Here is a 17,475-nt window from a genome sequence, read left to right as displayed (position 1 = left end):
CGTCGGAACCGTAGACTTCCGGCCAGGCGAGTTCGGCACCTTCGAGACTGGGGCGGGCGCATGCTGGGGTCTGGTGGGCTCGGGGCGGAGAACGAGGCGACGTACCTGGCGCTGGTCCGGGACGGGGCCGCCACGGTCGAGGAACTGGCCGGGCGGGTCGGGCGGCCGGTGGAGGAGGTGCGCCGAGCGGTCGATCTGCTGCAGATCGAGGGGTTCGTGCACCGTACGCCGCCGCCCCGCGAGCTGGTCGTGCCGGTGCCGCCGGAGCTCGCCGTCGAGCAGATGATCGAGCGGCACGAGCAGGAGCTGCAGCGCACCCGGGAGGCGGCGTACCGGCTGACGGCCGCGGCGTTCAACCAGGCCGGCGACCGACGGACCGAGGAGCTGATCGAGATCGTCACCGGGCAGACCGCGGTCGGTCTGGCGTTCGACCGGGTGCAGCGGACGGCTCGCAAGGACATGCGGGAGCTGGTCGCCCCGCCGTACGCCGCATCCGCCGAGGTGAACCGGACCCAGCTCGACCGGCAGGCCGACGGCGTCGTCTATCGGGTCGTCTACGACAGTTCGGCGCTGGCCGACGCGGTGCTCTCGGCCAGCGCGGTCAGCCATGTCCGGGCCGGTGAGCAAGCGCGGATCGCGGACGATCTGCCGACCAAACTGGCCGTGGCGGACCGGGAGCTCGCGCTGCTGCCGCTGGACTGGGCGACGCCGGCCCACGACGCGGCTCTGCTGGTGCATCCGTGCAGCCTGCTGGACGCGCTGGTCGCGCTGTTCGAGACCGTCTGGAGCAGGGCGAGTCCGCTGTCGGTGACCGAGTCGGACGGACTGTCCGCCGAGGCCACGATGTCCGCGGAGGACCGGCACCTGTTGTCCCTCCTGGTCGCCGGACTCACCGACGACGCGGCCGGTGCGCGACTGGGGGTCAGCAGACGAACGGTGGCCCGCCGGGTCCAGGTGCTGATGGAGCAGACCAACTCGAGGTCCCGGCTGCAGCTCGGCTGGCACGCCCGCGAGCGCGGCTGGCTCTGAACCTGGCCGGATTGGCCGTGTCAGCTTTGCGCCAGCGCAATCGATGGCCTCGGGTGACCAGGCGCACATGTAATGCGGGAGATCTGCGAGTTCGCCCCGCATCCCCTGGAGCTCCCTTGTCCCTGTCATCGTCCCGCATGCGCGGGTTGATCGCGGCCGTGCTGGCGCTCGCGGCCGTCGTACCCGCCACGCCCGGCGCGGCCGCCGCCGTACCGTCCACAGGCCATCAGGCCGCTGTTCCTTCCGGCCCGCCGCGAACGGTCACCCTGATCACAGGGGACAAGGTCACGGTGACCGCCACCGCCGACGGCCGGACCACGGCGACCGTGCAGAAGCCCAACGGCACTCCGGCCGGCGCACACATCATGGCCGTGGGCAACGACACCTACGTCTATCCCGACGCGGCCCTGCCGTACCTGGCGTCCGGCGTACTCGACCAGCGGCTCTTCAACGTCACCGAACTGATCGCGGACGGGTACGACGACGCACACAGCGACCAGCTCCCGCTGATCGTCTCGTACACCGACGCCGCCACCCGGGCCCGCAAACAAGCCGTACCGGCCGGGGCACGCCGTACCCGGGAGCTCACCAGCATCCAGGGCGCGGCGCTGACGACTGACCACTCCGCCGCATTCTGGGCTTCTCTCACGGGCAGTCCGGTCGCTCGCAGCGCTAGTGCACTCCCGGGTGGGATTGCCAAGGTTTGGCTGGACGGCAAGGCGAAAGCGACGCTGTCCGACACGACCGCGCAGATCGGTGCCCCGCAGGTCTGGCAGTCCGGTGACACCGGGCAGGGCGTCGACGTCGCAGTGCTGGACACCGGCATCGACGCCGCTCACCCGGACTTCGGTGGTCGGATCGCCGCGGCGACCAGCTTCGTGCCCGGTGCGGACGTCACCGATCGGAACGGCCACGGGACGCACGTCGCCTCGACTGTCGCCGGCACCGGTGCCGCGTCCGGTGGCAAGGAGAAGGGGGTTGCTCCCGGCGCCGCCCTGCACATCGGCAAGGTGCTGGCCGACGACGGCAGCGGCCAGGACTCCTGGATCCTGGCCGGGATGGAGTGGGCCGCGCGTGATCAGCACGCGAAGGTGATCAGCATGAGCCTCGGCTCCGGGCCGACCGACGGCACCGATCCGATGAGCCAGGCCGTCAACGAGCTCAGCGCGGAGACCGGCGCCCTGTTCGTCATCGCGGCGGGCAACTCTGGACCGGATCCCTTCAGCGTCAGCGCACCCGGTGCGGCAGACGCGGCGCTGACCGTCGGCGCGGTAGACGCTGCCGACCGGCTGGCTTCGTTCTCCAGCCGCGGTCCGCGGATCGGCGACAGTGCCGTCAAGCCCGATCTGACCGCTCCTGGGGTCGATGTGCTCGCGGCCCGGTCGCAGTACGCCCAGGAGGGGGAGGGCCAGTACCTCACCATGAGTGGGACCTCGATGGCGACACCACATGTGGCGGGTGCCGCCGCACTGCTCGCCGCCACGCATCCGGACTGGAACGGCGCGCAACTCAAGGACGCGCTGGTCAGCACGACCAAGACCACCGTCCAGTACAGCCCGTTCTCAGGCGGCAGCGGTCGGCTCGATGTGGCCGCCGCGGTGAACAGCACGCTGTTCGCCACCGGTACGGCGTTCGCGGCCGTCAAGTGGCCGTATCCGTCGAGCGGACTGGTGCAGAAGGACGTCACGTACACCAACACCTCCGCTGACCCCCTCACACTGGACCTCGCCGTCCGGTCCCAGGGGATTCCAGCGGGTCTGCTCACCCTGACCGCACCGCAGGTGACCGTGCCCGCCCACGGCTCGGCGACGGTCGGCGTACTGAGTCACTTGGATCTCGCCGCCGACGATGCGGGCTACAGCTCGGTCCTCACCGCCACCGACAGCAGCGGTGTACTGCGGGCGCACACGTCCCTCGGCGTCAGCAAGCAGAGCCAGCGGGTCAAGCTGTCGCTCCGCGCCAAGGACCGGAACGGCTCGGCGTTGCCGGGCATCGTCGTACTGAAGGACATCCGGCGGGACACCGTCCCCCAGGTGTACGCCGTTGACGAGAGCGGCAGCCTGGACGCGAACGTGCGTCCGAGCACCTACGCCGCCTGGATGTACGCCGATGTCGCGGGACTCGACGGACCGCACTCGCTCGGCCGTGCTGTGCTCAGTGCACCTGAAGTCGTCGTGAACAGCGACCGGACGTTGACGTTCGACGCATCCACACTGCGCAAGGTCAGTGCGATCACCCCGCAGCCCAGTGTCAACAGCTACCTGCGCGTGGACCAGTACCGAAGCTATGGAACGCTCCACCGCTTTGTCGACACCTACCAGCTCGAGTGGTGGCTCTACGACAGCCTGTGGGCCACTCCGACCAGCAAGGTGACGCAGGGCTCGTACACGTTCGCGACCCGGTGGCGTCAGGTGCAGCCCGCGCTGACGGCGGGTTCGTACGACACGGTGGTGCAAAGCTTCTCGCCCAAGCTGCCGGAGGGGACGACGACGTATCCCGTGGTCTTCGCTGAGGACCTCACGAAGATCGTTGCCCGCGGGAAGATTGTTGTCACCCGTCGCAACGACACGGTGACCCCGACCGATCAGGCCGCCGCGGCGGCGAAGGCCGGCGCCAAGCTGTTGCTGCTCGTGAACGACGGCTACGGACCGCTGGACGCGTGGGCCGATCTTCCGCAGGAGGACGCGGCTCCCTTGCCGGTGGCGTCGCTGAGCACGGACGAGGGCCAGCGGCTCATCGCCCAGCTCGTGCATGGCGCCAAGACGCTCAAGCTGGTGTCGCATCCCTATCCGCAGTACTTGTACGACCTCGTCCAGCACCATGACGGTGCGATCCCGCGCGATCCGGCGTACCGGCCCGGAGCCGGTGAGCTGGCGAGGATCGACGAGTCGTTCCGCAACACGTCGCCGGGTGAGGCGATCGACGTTCGCTACGACCTGTCGACCGACTTCACCTGGGCCGTCGGCGCCGCGGCGACCCCGGTCCGTGCGCAGGGCGATCACACCGTCTGGGTCACTGCCGGGTCGAAGGTCAAGTGGCTCAGTCAGGCCGCTGTGCCGGATCTGAACGAGATCGGGTCATCGCTGTCCTACCCGGCCCGCAGCACGACTCGCGAAACTTGGTTCGCCGGGATCCAGCGGCCGAGGTTGCTCAGCGACAGTGCGGTGTCCACGCCGCCGTCGCGGGTCGGCGACATCATCAGCGTCTTCGGGATGCCCGGCTGGGCTGACTCCGGCCGGCACCAGGGCATCGTGTACGGCGGTGTCACGCTGAACACCTCGCTGTACCAGGGCGACACCCTCGTCGGAGAAGGCAGCGACTTCGTCTCGGCCGATGTCGCGCCGGACCGGCTTCCGTATCGACTGGTCGTGGACACCACGCGCGACCTGCCGGACCGGCCGTACTCACCGCGCACCCACACCGAGTGGGGCTTCAGCTCCGACCAGGCCGATGTCACCGCGCTGGAGACGCTTCCGCTGATCCAGTTGGACTATGGGGTCGCCACGGACCTGTCCGGCCTCGCACACCGGCGTACTGAGTTGGTGGTGAGCCCGTCGCACCTGCCGGGGGCCGCAGGGGTGGGAGAGATCGCCGATGTGAAGCTCGAGCTGTCCTACGACGACGGTGCGAGCTGGCACACGGCTCGGCTGAAGCGCAAGGGAGCGAGTTGGACGGCGCAGGTGGACGCGCCGTCGAAGGCTGGCTTCGTGAGCGTGCGGGCGACCGCCCGCGACTCTGCGGGCAACAGCATCACGCAGACAGTGGATCGAGCGTTCGGGATTCGCTAGCTCGTTCGGGACGCCGCCGCCTCAGCTCAGCTTGGGGCGGCGGCGGATCGGGCGGTGCAGGGTGGTCGGCGCCTTGCCCCGGGTCGTCGCCTTGGTCGCCACGGGTGCCTCGGCTCGCGGAGTGTCGTCGTACCGCCCGGCGGCCTCGTTGATCTCGCCAGTGGGCTCCAGCACGAGCAGGTCGGCCTCGGTCTTCCACCGCTCGAGCTGCGTGTCCAGTCCGGCCGCGTTGAGCCGCTCGGTCCGCAGTACTTGAGCCGCAGCCGTCCACTGCTCACTGTCCGGCTCCAGCCGCCGTACTGTCGCCGTCCAGCTCGCCAGCCGGTTGGTGGCCGGCTTGGCCGGTACGACGACCTCCGCCGACCCGGCCGCAGCCAGTCCGGGCAGTGGCTGCTCCGCTCCGTCGGCCGCATCCGCGAGTACGACGTACTGCCCCTCGACTGTGGCGAACCAAGCGGGAGTCGGCCGGCCGCCGTTCCATGACAGCCAGACCAGGCCAGCCTTTTTCATCACCGCCGCGATCTCGGTCACAGCCTGGTCGGTATCCACCGTCCAAGAGTGTCACAGTGAGCGATGTCACCGGGCAGGACGCGAGCGTTTCGCCGTACGCTGCCGGTGACCGGTGGGTAACCGAGCGGAGGTCGCAGCGATGTCTGAGCAGGTCTTGCGGAGCAGAAGGTCGTGTCTGGCCACGCCGGGGTCGAACCCGCGGTTCCTGGCCAAGGCGAAGGGACTCGACGCGGACCAGGTGTTCCTCGACCTGGAGGACTCGGTCGCGCCGATCGCCAAGGTGGACGCGCGCAAGAACATCGTCGCCGCGCTGAACGAGGGCGGCTGGGGGACCAAGATCCGCGTCGTCCGGGTGAACGACTGGACCACCGAGTGGACCTACGCCGACGTCATCGAGGTTGTCGGCGGAGCCGGCGCGAACCTCGACTGCATCATGCTGCCGAAGGTGCAGACCGCCGAGCAGGTGGTCGCGCTCGACCTGCTGCTCACCCAGCTCGAGAAGGTGCACGGGTACGAGCCCGGCCGGATCGGCATCGAGGCGCAGATCGAGAACGCGCTCGGCCTGACCAACGTGAACGCGATCGCCACCGCGTCGCCGCGGGTGGAGACGATCATCTTCGGCCCGGCCGACTTCATGGCGTCGATCAACATGAAGTCGCTGGTGGTCGGCGAGCAGCCGCCCGGGTACGACGTCGGCGACGCGTACCACTACATCCTGATGCAGATCCTGATGGCGGCGCGGGCGCACGGCAAGCAAGCGATCGACGGTCCGTACCTGCAGATCAAGGAGGTCGACGGCTTCCGCCGCGTCGCCGGCCGCTCGGCCGCGCTCGGCTTCGACGGCAAGTGGGTCCTGCACCCGGACCAGATCGCCGCCGCCAACGAGGTCTACTCCCCGCGCCAGGAGGACTACGACCACGCCGAGAACATCCTCGACGCCTACGACCACTACACCTCGGCCGCCGGCGGTGCCCGCGGCGCGGTGATGCTCGGCGACGAGATGATCGACGAGGCCTCCCGCAAGATGGCGCTCGTCATCTCCGCCAAGGGCCGCGCCGCCGGCATGACCCGCACCGACATCTGGCAACCGGCCGACTAAGGGCCGACCTGGGCCATGATCGCGAGCAGGTGACCGTCGGGGTCGGGGAAGAACGCCATCCATTCCTCGACCCCGTTGTCGTGCTTGTGGATCAGGTGCGGTGCCTGCTCGAACTCGACACCCCGGCCGCGGAGTTCGTCGTACGCCGATTGGATGTCGTCGACCCGGAAGTATAGGCATGACGGCTCACCGCCGGAGGACTCCTCGGTCGCGCTCAGGAACAGCCGCGTCCCGCCACAGTCGAAGAACGCCAGGTCCCCGAACGTGTACAGGTGCGGCAACCCCAGCACCTTGCCGTAGAAGTCGACCGCGGTCTGGATGTCGCTGACGGGGCGGGCGATCTGCCCGATCGCACCTAGCTGCGGGCTCATGTCCGGGTCTCCTTGTCGTCGCAGAGCACTGTCCGCGGGCACACCACGCCAGCTGCGAAGCTCGGCCCGGCGCTCCAGGCCGAGCTTCATCAGCGCGTTCGCGACATGGAACTTCACCGCGTCGGCGCTCACCCCACGCCGCCGCGCGATCTCCCGGTTCGGCATCCCGTGCCGCACCATGTCCACCACCTGCCACTCGGCCGGTGTCAGCACGTCCGGGTGCCGCGGTCTTCCACGCCTGCCCACGACCTCAAGCTAGCGCCGCAGGCCCCGAATTACCCTCCCCTCAGTGCGCCCAGACCTTGTAGATCCGGATCGGCTTGACCGGCGGGCCGTCCTGGTCGGGGTCGGCGATCCCGGCGGCGACCATCCGATCGAAGGTGGACATCCCGGCGATCACGTGGCCGAGGACGGTGTAGTTCGGGGCGATGTTGGCGAAGGAGTGGACGACGAAGAACTCGGATCCGTTGGTGCCCGGGCCCTGGTTGCCATAGGCAACGGTCCCGCGCGGGTAGGTCTCCTGGCCGGTGACCTCGTCGGGGAACTTGTACCCCGGTCCGCCCTCCTCCTGGCGGTAGATGTCACCACACTGCAGTACGCCGAGCCGCGCCGAGTTCGTCAGCCGGAAGCACTGCGTGAAGTCGTAGAACCGGCTCTTCACCAGGTGCACGAAGTTGTGCACGCCACACGGCGCGTTGGCCCGGTCCATCCGGACCACGAACGGTCCGTAGTTGGTCACGAAGTACACATCGACCGTGCCCTTCGCCCGAGCATTGGCGGACGGGATCCGGACCGGTTTGGCGGCAGGGTTCTCCGGGGTCGGGGTGAACTCGCACTTCACCACCGGCTTCGAAACCGGGGCGGCGGAAGCGGGAGTCGTGGTCAGCGTCGCGGCGACCAGGGTGGCCGCGATCAGGGCGGTAAGTGATCGCTTCATCAGCACAACGTAGTACTTCGGTCGCTCTGTGCAGAGGTTCTGCAAGCTTTCGGTCCAGAACTCGCTCTCACACGCCTCGCTTGCCTAAGGTGTTGCGGTCCACTGCGGAAGGTGTGGTGCGTGAACGGCGAGGTATTCGCGGGGCGGTACCGGTTGCTGACCCTGCTGGGCAGGGGCGGCGCGGGTGAGGTGTGGCAGGCCGAGGACACCGTTCTCGCCCGTCAGGTGGCGGTCAAACTGCTGCGCCGGCTCGAAGGCGACCCTATGGACGAGGTTGCGCGGTTCCGGGCCGAGGCCCAGGCGGCCGCGCGGCTGATGCATCCGAACGTGGTGGCGACGTACGACGTCGGCACCGAGGGCGAACACGTGTTCCTCGTGATGGAACTCGTGTCCGGACCGGATCTGGCCAAGCTGATGCGTACGGCGGGTCTGCCGAGCGCGCAGCTGGTCGCCGACATCGCCACGCAGGGTGCGCGCGCACTGGACGCCGCTCACGGCGCGGGGATCGTGCACCGCGACGTGAAGCCGGGGAACCTGCTGCTGGCGCCGGACGGCACGCTCAAGATCACCGACTTCGGCATCGCGAAGAGTGCGGGCACCGAGACGACCGGTCTGGGCGTTCTGCTCGGTACGGCGTCCTACGTCTCGCCGGAGCAGGTTCGTGGCGAGCCCGCCACTCCTGCCAGCGACTGGTACTCGTTCGGCTGCGTCCTGCACGAACTCCTGACCGGCACACCCCCATTCACCGGCCCGACTGTCGACGTGGTGATGCGCCAACACCTCGACGCACCGCCACCGCCCATCATGCGTACCGACGTACCGCCTGAGCTGGGCGACCTCATCACTCACCTGCTCGCCAAGGACCCGGCAGATAGGCCGTCGTCCTCCGGTGAGGTCGTCGAGCTGCTGACAGCGTCCAGCAGGACGCAGGTGCTGGCGTTCACGCCACCTGCGGCCGCGGAAGTGCTGGGAGTGGGCAAGTGGGAGGAAGAGCCCGAGGAGGTTGCCGAAACCGGGACTCACCGGGCGCCGGGCCGGACGTTCCCGTTGGCAAAGGTTGGCGTGGCCGCGGCGGTGGTCGTCGCCGGTGTGGTCGGCGCCCTGCTGTTGCGGGCGGGTGTGACGAACGATGCGCCCGCGCAGGCCGGTGGGACGCCGTCGGCGCCGGTGGTGGAGGCGACCAGCGCTCCGAAGACGACACCGAAGCCGACGCCCACAAAGACTCCGTCGAAGAAGCCGACACCGAAGCCCACTCCGAAGGAAACGCCGAACCCGCAGGCGGTGCTGGTGTCGACGATGCGGACACTGGCCGCGCAGGTGCGCGCGACGGAGCAGGGGAGCAAGAGCAGGGCTCCGCGCGAGGCGGCGCGCGACCTGGATCAAGCCGCGCAGGCGCTGGACCACGGCGACACCGAGTCCGCGGCGAAGCACTTCTACGAGGCCAGACAGCGGCTGGTCGAGGCGCAACAGCGCCACCGGTGGCAGGCCACTGCGCAGATCGCAGCCCTCTTCGCCACTGTCGGGCGCGCGTTGCCGCGCCCCGACGGATCAGCGAACGAGTGAGGCACGCGACCTTCGCCAGGTGGCCGGAGTCACAGCGGGTGTCACCCTCGTGCCGGGATGCTGATATTCGCGATACTCGCGGGTAAGGCCATCTCGACCGCAAGGAGCTGACGATGAGCAGGCTGCAGCAGACCGACGGGCTGACCGACATCCAGGAGGAGATCCTGAAGACGGTCCGCGCCTTCGTCGAGGCGGAGATCCTCCCGGTCGCCACCGAGCTCGAGCATCGCGACGAGTACCCGACCGAGATCGTCGAGGGCTTGAAGGAGCTCGGCCTGTTCGGCCTGATGATCCCCGAGGAGTACGGCGGCCTCGGCGAATCGCTGCTCACCTACGCGCTGTGCGTCGAGGAGATCGCCCGCGGCTGGATGAGTGTGTCCGGCATCATCAACACCCACTTCATCGTCGCGTACATGCTGCTCCAGCACGGGACCGACGAGCAGAAGCAGAAGTACCTGCCCCGGATGGCCACCGGCGAGGTCCGCGGCGCGTTCTCGATGTCCGAGCCGGGCTGTGGCTCGGACGTGGCCGCGATCAAGACCAGGGCGGTCAAGGACGGTGACGCGTACGTCGTCAACGGCCAGAAGATGTGGCTGACGAACGGCGGCTCGTCGAACCTGGTCGCCGTACTCGTGAAGACCGACGAGGGGCAGGACTCGGTCTACCGGAACATGACCACGTTCCTGGTGGATAAGGAGCCCGGGTTCGGTGAGGTGGACAAGGGCCTCACCATTCCCGGCAAGATCGAGAAGATGGGCTACAAGGGCGTCGACACCACCGAGCTGATCTTCGACGGCTACCGGATCGACGCCGGCCAGATCCTGGGCGGCATACCGGGCAAGGGCTTCTATCAGATGATGGACGGCGTCGAGGTCGGCCGGGTGAACGTCGCCGCCCGCGGTTGCGGCGTTGCCAGGCGGGCGTTCGAGCTCGGGATCTCCTACGCGCAGCAGCGGGAGACCTTCGGCAAGAAGATCGCCGAGCACCAGGCCGTGCTGTTCCGGCTGGCCGACATGGCGGTCAAGGTCGAGGCCGCGCACGAGCTGATGGTGAAGGCGGCGCGGAAGAAGGACTCCGGCTCCCGCAACGATTTCGAGGCCGGCGTGGCGAAGTACCTGGCCAGTGAGTACTGCGCTCAGGTCGTGGAGGACTCGTTCCGCATCCACGGCGGCTACGGGTTCTCCAAGGAGTACGAGATCGAGCGGCTCTACCGCGAGGCGCCGATGCTGCTGATCGGCGAGGGGACGGCGGACATCCAGCGGATGATCATCGGCCGCCGGCTCCTCGAGGACTACAAGCTCTAACTGCACCGACTCTCAAGGCACCGCCGGCACGCTGGGCCGACAGGCGGGGCGGTGCCGGTCGGCGGCCAGCGTGCGACGGGGCAGGGTCTAGGCGGTGATGCGGGTCCGGGCCGGTCGGGTGCGGCCGGAGCCGTAGCCGGAATGCAGCCAGATGCCCAGCTGGGTGATCTCGTGGCGGACGGAGGCACCGGCGCGGCGGGTGGTGATCAGGCCGGCCCCGCGCAGCACCGTCGCCTGATGGCTGGCCGCGGCCGGGGAGATCTTGCAGTGCCTGGCCAGCTCGGTCGTCGTACAACCCGTCACCGCCGCCTCCAGCGCGGCGGCCCGGGTCGAGCCGAGCAGTGAGCACAGCGGGTCGTTCGACGAGGTTGCCTCCATCGACGCCTGCCGCAGGATGCCGGGAGCGTGCTGGATCGGATACACCAGAATCGGCTTGAGTTCCGGATCCCGCAGCTTCGTCGGCACCTGCCAGCAGAACGCCGACGGCTGCAACTCGATCCCCCTGCCATCGAGGTACAGATCGCGGTCGTTCAGATCGAGCACCTGCAGCACCGGCGCGACCCACCGCACCCGCGGGTGCAGCGACGAGAGCAGCCGGTCCACCCCGTGCCGGGCCAGCGCCTCCCCGCGGTGCGCGTGATCGGCGGACACATGCGTCCCGATCGACTTCCAGTACGGCGCGATCGCGGCATTGTGATACGTCCGGATCGCCCGGCCGAGCTTCTGCAGCGACGCCCGGTTGCCCTGCGCCAGCTCCCGCGTCCACGGCGACACCGGCCGGTACTTGAATAACCGCATCTGGTCCGCGGCCACCGTGGCCCGAACGTGACGGCGCCAGTCCTCGAAGATCAGCCGGCCGTCGGACTGCTGCAGCATGTGCAGACTCAGCAGCACCTCCCACAGCGGAGCGGGAGTGGTGGCGACCGTGACCCGCGCCAGATCACGTGGCGTGAAATGAATCCGGAGCACAATCCCTCCCTTGCTGCCGAAGCGTCTCGACATCCCCCGCTACCGTCGGTCGCAGACTGTGGTGGCCTGCTGACCGAACGCGATGGGGCATTCAACCAAGGGGTCAATCGGTCCACAACCGTTTGAACATTCCAAACGAGTGGTACTCGCGGCCATGGCAGAAGGTTGCCAAGTCAGGCGTTACGCGGTAGTGGAACTCCGGCCTCAGAGCCAGTGGTTTCGCTTGAACAACCGGTAAAGCACGGTGCACGCGGTCAGCATCACGCCGAGGACGACGAAGTACGCGTACTTCAGCCGCAGCTCCGGCATGTAGTCGAAGTTCATCCCGTAGATGCCGGCGATCACGGTCGGCACCGCCAGGATCGCCACCCAGGACGAGATCCGCCGCATGTCCTCGTTCTCGGCCACCTGCACCTGGGCCAGCCCGGCTTGCAGGATCGAGCTCAGCAACTCGTCGAACGAGATCACCTGCTCCTTCACCCGCACCAGATGGTCGTCGACGTCGCGGAAGTAGTTCCTGGTCTCGTCGGCGATCAGTGGATGCCTCAGCGTCGACAGTGCCCGCATCGGCCCGGTCAGCGGCGCTACAGCCCGCTTCAGCTCCAGCACCTCGCGCTTGAGCTGGTACACCCGGTCGATGTTCCGCCAGCCGCGCGGAGTGAACATCTCGGTCTCGATCAGGTCGATATCGGCCTGTACAGCGTCCGTGACCTCCAGATACCCGTCCACGACATGGTCGGCGATGGCATGCAGCACAGCGCCCGGACCGAGGGACAGCCGCGTCGGCTCCTTCTCCAGGTTCTGCCGCAGGCCCGCCAGCTCACTGTGCTCGCCATGGCGGACCGTGATGACGAAGCCTGGCCCACAGAAGACCATCACCTCGCCCGTCTCCACCACCTCACTGGTGGCGGTCAGGTCCCCGTGAGGGACGTACCGAACGGTCTTGAGTACGGCGAACAGGGTGTCGTCGTACCGCTCGAGCTTGGGCCGCTGATGGGCCTCCGAGGCGTCCTCGAGCGCCAGAGCGTGCAGACCGAACTCCTTGCCGATGATGGCCAGCTGGTGATCGGTCGGCTGGAACAGACCGATCCAGACAAACCCCTGGCCGCGCCGCGCCCGGGCCAGCGCCTCCGTGTAGGAGTTGGTCCGGCCGTCGCGGTGACCGTCGCGGTAGAAGCCCCAGTCGACCAGAGCGCCGTCCAGCTTGCCGCTGGCGACCAGATCCGCCGGGACCGGGCCGTCACCGCCCGCACGCCGGGCGAAGACTCGTCCCATCCGGCGTGTCGCGCCTATGTCCCACCGTCGCCCGGCCATCACCGGCGAGGCTATCAAGACGCGGTAACCAGCCGTCGGCAATGATGGGGGTGGAAGCACGTGGAGAGGAACGACGATGACCACGCAGGGCATGCCCTCGATGGACCCTCGGCCGAGCGGCCTGACGATCGGAACGTACGACACCTACCGGGAGGCGCAGCGCGCTGTCGACTACCTCTCGGACGAGAAGTTCCCGGTCGAGCACACGACCATCGTCGGCAACAACCTCCGTCAGGTGGAGAAGATCACCGGCCGGCTCACCTGGGGCCGGGCGCTGACCGCGGGCCTGGCCAGCGGTGCCTGGTTCGGTCTGTTCGTGGGCCTGCTGCTGGGCCTGTTCACGACCGGTAACTGGCTGGTCGCGCTGCTGACCGGTGTGGTGCTGGGTGCTTTCTTCGGACTGGTGTTCGGCGGCCTCAGCTATTCCCAGTCGGCCGGCCGACGCGACTTCACCTCCCGGACCGCGGTGGTGGCGACGACGTACGACGTACTGTGCGACTTCAAGTTCGCCGAGGAGGCACGCAACCACCTGGCCAAGCTGGCACTCAAGGGCGAGGTGAACCCACGGTTGCCGGAGCAGCCGATCCAGCAGCCCGTCCAGCAGCAACTGCAGCAGCCGCACGACTGAGTGGCCGGGTGACCAAGGTCTCGCCCGGTTGAGAGCTAGACCACGCGCGGGCTACTGCCCAGTCACCTCATCTTTCGGCAGCATGGCCCTCGGGGACACCTGACAAGGAGCCGAGAGATGCAGTTCGGGCGTAGCTACGAGGAGTTCGAGGTCGGTGCGGTCTACAAGCACTGGCCGGGCAAGACGGTGACCGAGTACGACGACCACCTGTTCTGCCTGCTCACCATGAACCACCACCCGCTGCACCTGGACGCGAACTACGCCGGCGAGACCACCCAGTTCGGCAAGAACGTTGTGGTGGGCAACTACATCTACTCGATCCTGCTCGGCATGTCGGTCCCGGACGTGAGCGGCAAGGCGATCGCGAACCTGGAGATCGAGTCGCTGCGGCACGTCGCGCCGACCTTCCACGGCGACACGATCTACGGCGAGACCGTCGTCCTGGACAAGTGGGAGTCGAAGTCGAAGGACGACCGCGGCGTCGTCCACGTCGAGACCAAGGGCTACAAACAGGACGGCACCGTCGTCTGCCTCTTCCGCCGCAAGGTGATGGTCCCCAAGAACAACTACCTGGAGGCCCGCGGCGGGGAACAGCCGGGCCGCCCGGTCCCGATCGACCGCGACTGAGACCGACGAACGGCCTGTCCGGTGAGGGGGAACCGGGCAGGCCGTCGTCAACCGCGGACGGTTAGCTCAGGAAGAGCTCGATCACGGGGACCAGGACGTTCGGCCTCTGGATCGGGAGTTTCAGGGTGAGGGTCTCGGTGGAGACGCCGCCCATGGTGGTGTTCTGGGCCTGCTGGTGCGGGTCGCTGACGATGCGCTTGATCTCGGAGGCGTCGTTCAGGAGCTGGGCGTACTTCACCTTGCCGGCCAGGCCCTGCAGGTGGATGTGACCCATCGGCCAGGAGAACAGGTGCAGGTACAGCCGGTCGCCCTTCTGGGTGAAGCGGCAGTCGACCGGAGCGGCGTACTCGGCCGGCCGGGCGCCGCGGATCGAGCGCTCGTGCAGCCGCATCCACTCGCCGATCGAGGACAGCGTGGCCAGCGCCCGCGGGTCGAACTCACCCCGGCCGGTCGGGCCGACGTTCAGCAGCAGGTTGCCGTCCTTGGAGACCGAGTCGACCAGCATCTTCACCAGCGTCTCCGGTGACTTCCAGTCCAGGTTGTCCCGGTCGTAGCCCCAGCTGCCGTTCAGCGTCTGACACGCCTCCCACAGCACCGGCTGCCCGTCGCGCATCATCGGCCCGTCCGGCTGGTACTGCTCCGGCGTGACGAAGTCGCCCGGGATGTCGAGCCGGTCGTTGATCAGGATGTCCGGCTGCAACTCCCGGACCATCGTCATCAGTTCCTCGGACCGCCACTCGTCGCGGCCCTTGCCGTTGCCCGGTCCGGGCAGACCGTCCTCGCGGTTGCGGTTCGGGTAGGAGAAGTCGAACCACATGATGTCGATCGGGCCGTAGTTGGTCAGCAGCTCACGCGTCTGCGCGTGCAGGTAGTCGGCGTACACCTGGACGTCCCGGCCGGCGGCCTTGGCCTGCGCCTCCTCGTCGTACCGCTGCGGGTGGACGACGTCGATCGGGAACTCCGGGTGGTGCCAGTCGATCAGCGAGTGGTAGAAGCCGACCCCGAGTCCTTCGGCCCGGCAGGCCTCGACGAATTGGGCGACGAGGTCCTTGTCCTTGCCCCACGCCGTCTTCGCGACCGTGTAGTCCGACACCTCGGAGTCCCACAGGCAGAAACCCTCGTGGTGCTTGGTCGTGAGTACGGCGTACTTCATGCCGGCGCCGCGGGCCGCGCGGGCCCACTCGCGGGGGTCGTAGAGGTCGGGCTCGAAGTGGTCGAAGTACGGCTGGTAGTCCTCGTCGGTCAGCCGCTCGCGGTTCTTCACCCACTCGTGCCGGGCCGGCAGCGAGTACAGGCCCCAGTGGACGAACAGGCCGAACCGCCAGTCGCGGAACTTCTCGACGGAATGCGCGGGAGGCGCGTCGGTCATCTCAACACTCCTTGGAAGGGAGAACGAATGTGGTTGGTGGGTCAAAGCAAAGAGAAAGACGGAGGGGAGGAATTGGCTTTAACGGCCGCCCAGACCGGTGACGAGCAGGCCGCGGACAAGGTGTTTCTGCAGCAGGATGACGAGCAGAACGGTCGGAACCATGGCCATGATCGACGCCGCCATCATCAGGTTCCACTGAGTGCCCTGCTGCCCGGCGAACTGCGCCAGGCCGAGCGGCACGGTGCCCTTGGTCTCGACGCTGTTCACGATGATCAGCGGCCACAGGAAGCTGCCCCAGAAGCTGATGAAGGTGAAGACGGTCAGTACGGCGATCGCCGGCCGCGCCAGCGGCAGCATGATCCGCAGGAAGGTGCCGAACGGTCCGCACCCGTCCACCCGGGCCGCCTCCTCCAGCTCGGCCGGGACCGTCAGGAAGAACTGCCGGAGCAGGAAGGTGCCGAACGCGGTGAACGCCCAGGGAAGGATCAGGGCCCAGTAGCTGTCCACCCAGCCGAGCGACTGCATCAGCCAGTACATCGGCACGATCAGCACCTCCTGCGGCACCATCAAGGTGCCCAGGAACAGCACGAACAGTTGCTCACGGCCCCTGAACCGCAACCGGGCGAAGGCGTACGCCGACAGGCTCGAGGCAATGACCACCACCAGGGTCCCGGCCAGTGCCACGAACAGGCTGTTCACGAAGTAGCGGCCGAACGGCGCGAACGTGAACGCGTCGGCGTAGTTCTGCCAGCGGATCTCGGAGCCGAACAGATGCGGCGTCGGCGTGAACACCTCGTCCGCGGGCTTCAGTGAGGTGGACACGGCGTACACCAACGGCCCGAGGAACAGGAGCGCGACGATGATCAGCAGGATGTGGGAGACACTGCTGCGGATCCGGCGGCCGGTCACTGTGACCGCGGTTTCAGACGTCATAGTTCACCCACCTGCGCTGCCCGACGAACTGGATCGCGGTGATGGCCATGATGATCACGAACAACACCCAGCCGGCCGCGGACGCCAGGCCCATGGTGAGGAACTGCCAGCCCTGGTTGTAGACGTACATCACGATCGTCTGGGTGGACACGCCCGGACCGCCCTGGGTCAGGATGAACGGCTGCGCGAACACCTGGAACGAGGTGATCAGCGTCATCGTGGTGGCGAAGAAGATCGCCGGCGTGATCATCGGCCAGGTGATGTACCGGAACCGTTGCAGCGGGCCGGCGCCGTCGATCTGCGCCGACTCCAGTTGCGACTGCGGCACCTGGTCGAGCGCGGCGGAGAAGACCAGGAAGTTGTAGCCGAAGCCCTGCCAGACCGACATCGCCACGATCGCCGGCATCGCCCAGGTGGACGAGCCGAGGAAGTTCGGCGCGCTGACGCCGAACCAGCTCTGCATCCCGCTGTCGATCAGGCCGCCGGGCTGGAACAGCAGCTTCCAGACCATCGCGTTGGCCACCATCGGCGTCATCACCGGAATGAAGAACAGCACCCGGAACGCCTGCCGCCCCTTGATGTGCGGGCCGACCCAGGTTGCGAGCCCGAGCGACACGACCACGTTCAGCGGCACGTACAGCACCACGAACAGGACCGTGTTCAGCACCACCCGGCGGAACACCGGGTCGTGCAGCAGGTGGGTGTAGTTGTCGATGCCGAGGAACGTGCGCTCGCCGAACACCGGCCAGTCGAACAGGCTGATCCCCAGTGCCATCGCGGTCGGGAACAAAGTGAACACGGCCAGTCCGGCGAGGCTCGGGGCCAGGAAGACCCCGGCGTGCCGGCCGTCCCGTCGCAGCGCGGACCGCCGCCCCGCCCGGGCGTCGCCCGAAGGCGGCGCACCGAGCGGAGCAATGGTGGTGGTGTTCGTGGTCATGGGGCCTCCCGGCCTGGACTGAGGAGCGCAGGGAGCGAAGCGACCGGAGCGACGAGGGAAGGCCGGGAGTCAAAGCCCCATGACCCCGCCGGCGCCG

The 17,475-nt window shown here is 68.1% G+C and carries 15 protein-coding genes; 7 read left to right on the top strand and 8 right to left on the bottom strand.

Going from position 1 to position 17,475, the window contains the following annotated elements; translation table 11 throughout:
* The first annotated feature begins 60 nt into the window (after window positions 1-60).
* Together AB0E63_RS28205 and AB0E63_RS28200 are read left to right on the top strand one after the other, a co-directional pair.
* Window positions 61-1,029 carry a helix-turn-helix domain-containing protein gene (locus tag AB0E63_RS28205; RefSeq protein WP_360372622.1) on the top strand — a complete coding sequence of 323 codons (969 nt, stop codon included), beginning with the start codon at window positions 61-63 and terminating at the stop codon, window positions 1,027-1,029.
* Window positions 1,030-1,166: 137 nt separating this feature from the next.
* On the top strand, window positions 1,167-4,817 hold the full coding sequence (locus tag AB0E63_RS28200) for a S8 family serine peptidase (protein WP_360372620.1): 3,651 nt from the start codon (window positions 1,167-1,169) through the stop codon (window positions 4,815-4,817).
* Between the two features lie 21 nt (window positions 4,818-4,838).
* On the opposite strand, the gene AB0E63_RS28195 is transcribed toward AB0E63_RS28200, so the two are convergent.
* Window positions 4,839-5,366: a hypothetical protein gene (locus tag AB0E63_RS28195; protein WP_360372617.1), complete on the bottom strand. Its 528-nt coding sequence runs from the start codon at window positions 5,364-5,366 to the stop codon at window positions 4,839-4,841.
* 100 nt (window positions 5,367-5,466) lie between these two features.
* Between AB0E63_RS28195 and AB0E63_RS28190 the strand changes: the two genes are divergently transcribed.
* Window positions 5,467-6,426, top strand: coding sequence for a CoA ester lyase (locus AB0E63_RS28190; RefSeq protein ID WP_360372614.1), 960 nt, complete (start codon window positions 5,467-5,469; stop codon window positions 6,424-6,426).
* Here AB0E63_RS28190 and AB0E63_RS28185 read toward each other — a convergent pair.
* Both AB0E63_RS28185 and AB0E63_RS28180 read right to left on the bottom strand, forming a co-directional pair.
* Entirely contained in the window at window positions 6,423-7,043 is a 621-nt protein-coding gene (locus AB0E63_RS28185) for a VOC family protein (RefSeq protein WP_360372612.1), read from the bottom strand. The genes AB0E63_RS28190 and AB0E63_RS28185 overlap by 4 nt on opposite strands.
* Window positions 7,044-7,083: 40 nt before the next feature.
* Entirely contained in the window at window positions 7,084-7,734 is a 651-nt protein-coding gene (locus tag AB0E63_RS28180; protein WP_360372609.1) for a peptidylprolyl isomerase, read from the bottom strand.
* 120 nt (window positions 7,735-7,854) lie between these two features.
* Here AB0E63_RS28180 and AB0E63_RS28175 point away from each other — a divergent pair, with 120 nt between their 5' ends.
* The gene (locus AB0E63_RS28175; protein WP_360372606.1) at window positions 7,855-9,297 is read left to right on the top strand and encodes a protein kinase; all 1,443 of its coding nucleotides are present in this window, start codon (window positions 7,855-7,857) and stop codon (window positions 9,295-9,297) included.
* Window positions 9,298-9,410: 113 nt separating this feature from the next.
* Window positions 9,411-10,601, top strand: coding sequence for an acyl-CoA dehydrogenase family protein (locus AB0E63_RS28170; RefSeq protein WP_360372603.1), 1,191 nt, complete (start codon window positions 9,411-9,413; stop codon window positions 10,599-10,601).
* 87 nt (window positions 10,602-10,688) lie between these two features.
* Here AB0E63_RS28170 and AB0E63_RS28165 read toward each other — a convergent pair whose 3' ends face one another.
* Together AB0E63_RS28165 and AB0E63_RS28160 are read right to left on the bottom strand one after the other, a co-directional pair.
* Entirely contained in the window at window positions 10,689-11,570 is an 882-nt protein-coding gene (locus AB0E63_RS28165; protein WP_360372600.1) for a helix-turn-helix domain-containing protein, read from the bottom strand.
* Window positions 11,571-11,774: 204 nt separating this feature from the next.
* Entirely contained in the window at window positions 11,775-12,884 is a 1,110-nt protein-coding gene (locus AB0E63_RS28160; protein ID WP_360372597.1) for a magnesium and cobalt transport protein CorA, read from the bottom strand.
* Between the two features lie 76 nt (window positions 12,885-12,960).
* Between AB0E63_RS28160 and AB0E63_RS28155 the strand changes: the two genes are divergently transcribed.
* Both AB0E63_RS28155 and AB0E63_RS28150 read left to right on the top strand, forming a co-directional pair.
* Window positions 12,961-13,512, top strand: coding sequence for a general stress protein (locus tag AB0E63_RS28155; RefSeq protein ID WP_360372594.1), 552 nt, complete (start codon window positions 12,961-12,963; stop codon window positions 13,510-13,512).
* 54 nt (window positions 13,513-13,566) lie between these two features.
* Window positions 13,567-14,139 (top strand): MaoC family dehydratase, encoded by a 573-nt coding sequence (locus AB0E63_RS28150; protein ID WP_360372792.1) that lies wholly within the window; start codon window positions 13,567-13,569, stop codon window positions 14,137-14,139.
* A gap of 61 nt (window positions 14,140-14,200) precedes the next feature.
* Here the strand turns inward: AB0E63_RS28150 and AB0E63_RS28145 are convergent, their stop codons facing one another.
* From AB0E63_RS28145 to AB0E63_RS28135, 3 genes are all read right to left on the bottom strand, one after another.
* The gene (locus AB0E63_RS28145) at window positions 14,201-15,508 is read right to left on the bottom strand and encodes an alpha-L-fucosidase (RefSeq protein WP_360372591.1); all 1,308 of its coding nucleotides are present in this window, start codon (window positions 15,506-15,508) and stop codon (window positions 14,201-14,203) included.
* Between the two features lie 78 nt (window positions 15,509-15,586).
* A complete protein-coding gene (locus AB0E63_RS28140) occupies window positions 15,587-16,441 on the bottom strand; it encodes a carbohydrate ABC transporter permease (RefSeq protein ID WP_360372588.1) in 855 nt (284 codons plus the stop codon).
* A complete protein-coding gene (locus tag AB0E63_RS28135; RefSeq protein WP_360372585.1) occupies window positions 16,431-17,378 on the bottom strand; it encodes a sugar ABC transporter permease in 948 nt (315 codons plus the stop codon). The genes AB0E63_RS28140 and AB0E63_RS28135 overlap by 11 nt, the downstream gene beginning before the upstream one ends.
* Between the last annotated feature and the right edge of the window lie 97 nt (window positions 17,379-17,475).

The sequence above is a fragment of the Kribbella sp. NPDC026596 genome (genome assembly GCF_040638415.1).
Lineage (GTDB): Bacteria > Actinomycetota > Actinomycetes > Propionibacteriales > Kribbellaceae > Kribbella.
Note: the sequence above shows the minus strand (reverse complement) of the source record. Positions and strands in the feature narration are given on the sequence as shown.

What these genes read in the sequence shown, in the direction of transcription:
- AB0E63_RS28205 (WP_360372622.1), top strand. Translation starts at nt 61, where the DNA reads ATGCTGGGGTCTGGTGGGCTCGGGGCGGAGAACGAGGCGACGTACCTG.
- AB0E63_RS28200 (WP_360372620.1), top strand. Translation starts at nt 1,167, where the DNA reads ATGCGCGGGTTGATCGCGGCCGTGCTGGCGCTCGCGGCCGTCGTACCC.
- AB0E63_RS28190 (WP_360372614.1), top strand. Translation starts at nt 5,467, where the DNA reads ATGTCTGAGCAGGTCTTGCGGAGCAGAAGGTCGTGTCTGGCCACGCCG.
- AB0E63_RS28180 (WP_360372609.1), bottom strand. Translation starts at nt 7,734, where the DNA reads ATGAAGCGATCACTTACCGCCCTGATCGCGGCCACCCTGGTCGCCGCG.
- AB0E63_RS28170 (WP_360372603.1), top strand. Translation starts at nt 9,411, where the DNA reads ATGAGCAGGCTGCAGCAGACCGACGGGCTGACCGACATCCAGGAGGAG.
- AB0E63_RS28160 (WP_360372597.1), bottom strand. Translation starts at nt 12,884, where the DNA reads ATGGCCGGGCGACGGTGGGACATAGGCGCGACACGCCGGATGGGACGA.
- AB0E63_RS28155 (WP_360372594.1), top strand. Translation starts at nt 12,961, where the DNA reads ATGACCACGCAGGGCATGCCCTCGATGGACCCTCGGCCGAGCGGCCTG.
- AB0E63_RS28145 (WP_360372591.1), bottom strand. Translation starts at nt 15,508, where the DNA reads ATGACCGACGCGCCTCCCGCGCATTCCGTCGAGAAGTTCCGCGACTGG.
- AB0E63_RS28140 (WP_360372588.1), bottom strand. Translation starts at nt 16,441, where the DNA reads ATGACGTCTGAAACCGCGGTCACAGTGACCGGCCGCCGGATCCGCAGC.
- AB0E63_RS28135 (WP_360372585.1), bottom strand. Translation starts at nt 17,378, where the DNA reads ATGACCACGAACACCACCACCATTGCTCCGCTCGGTGCGCCGCCTTCG.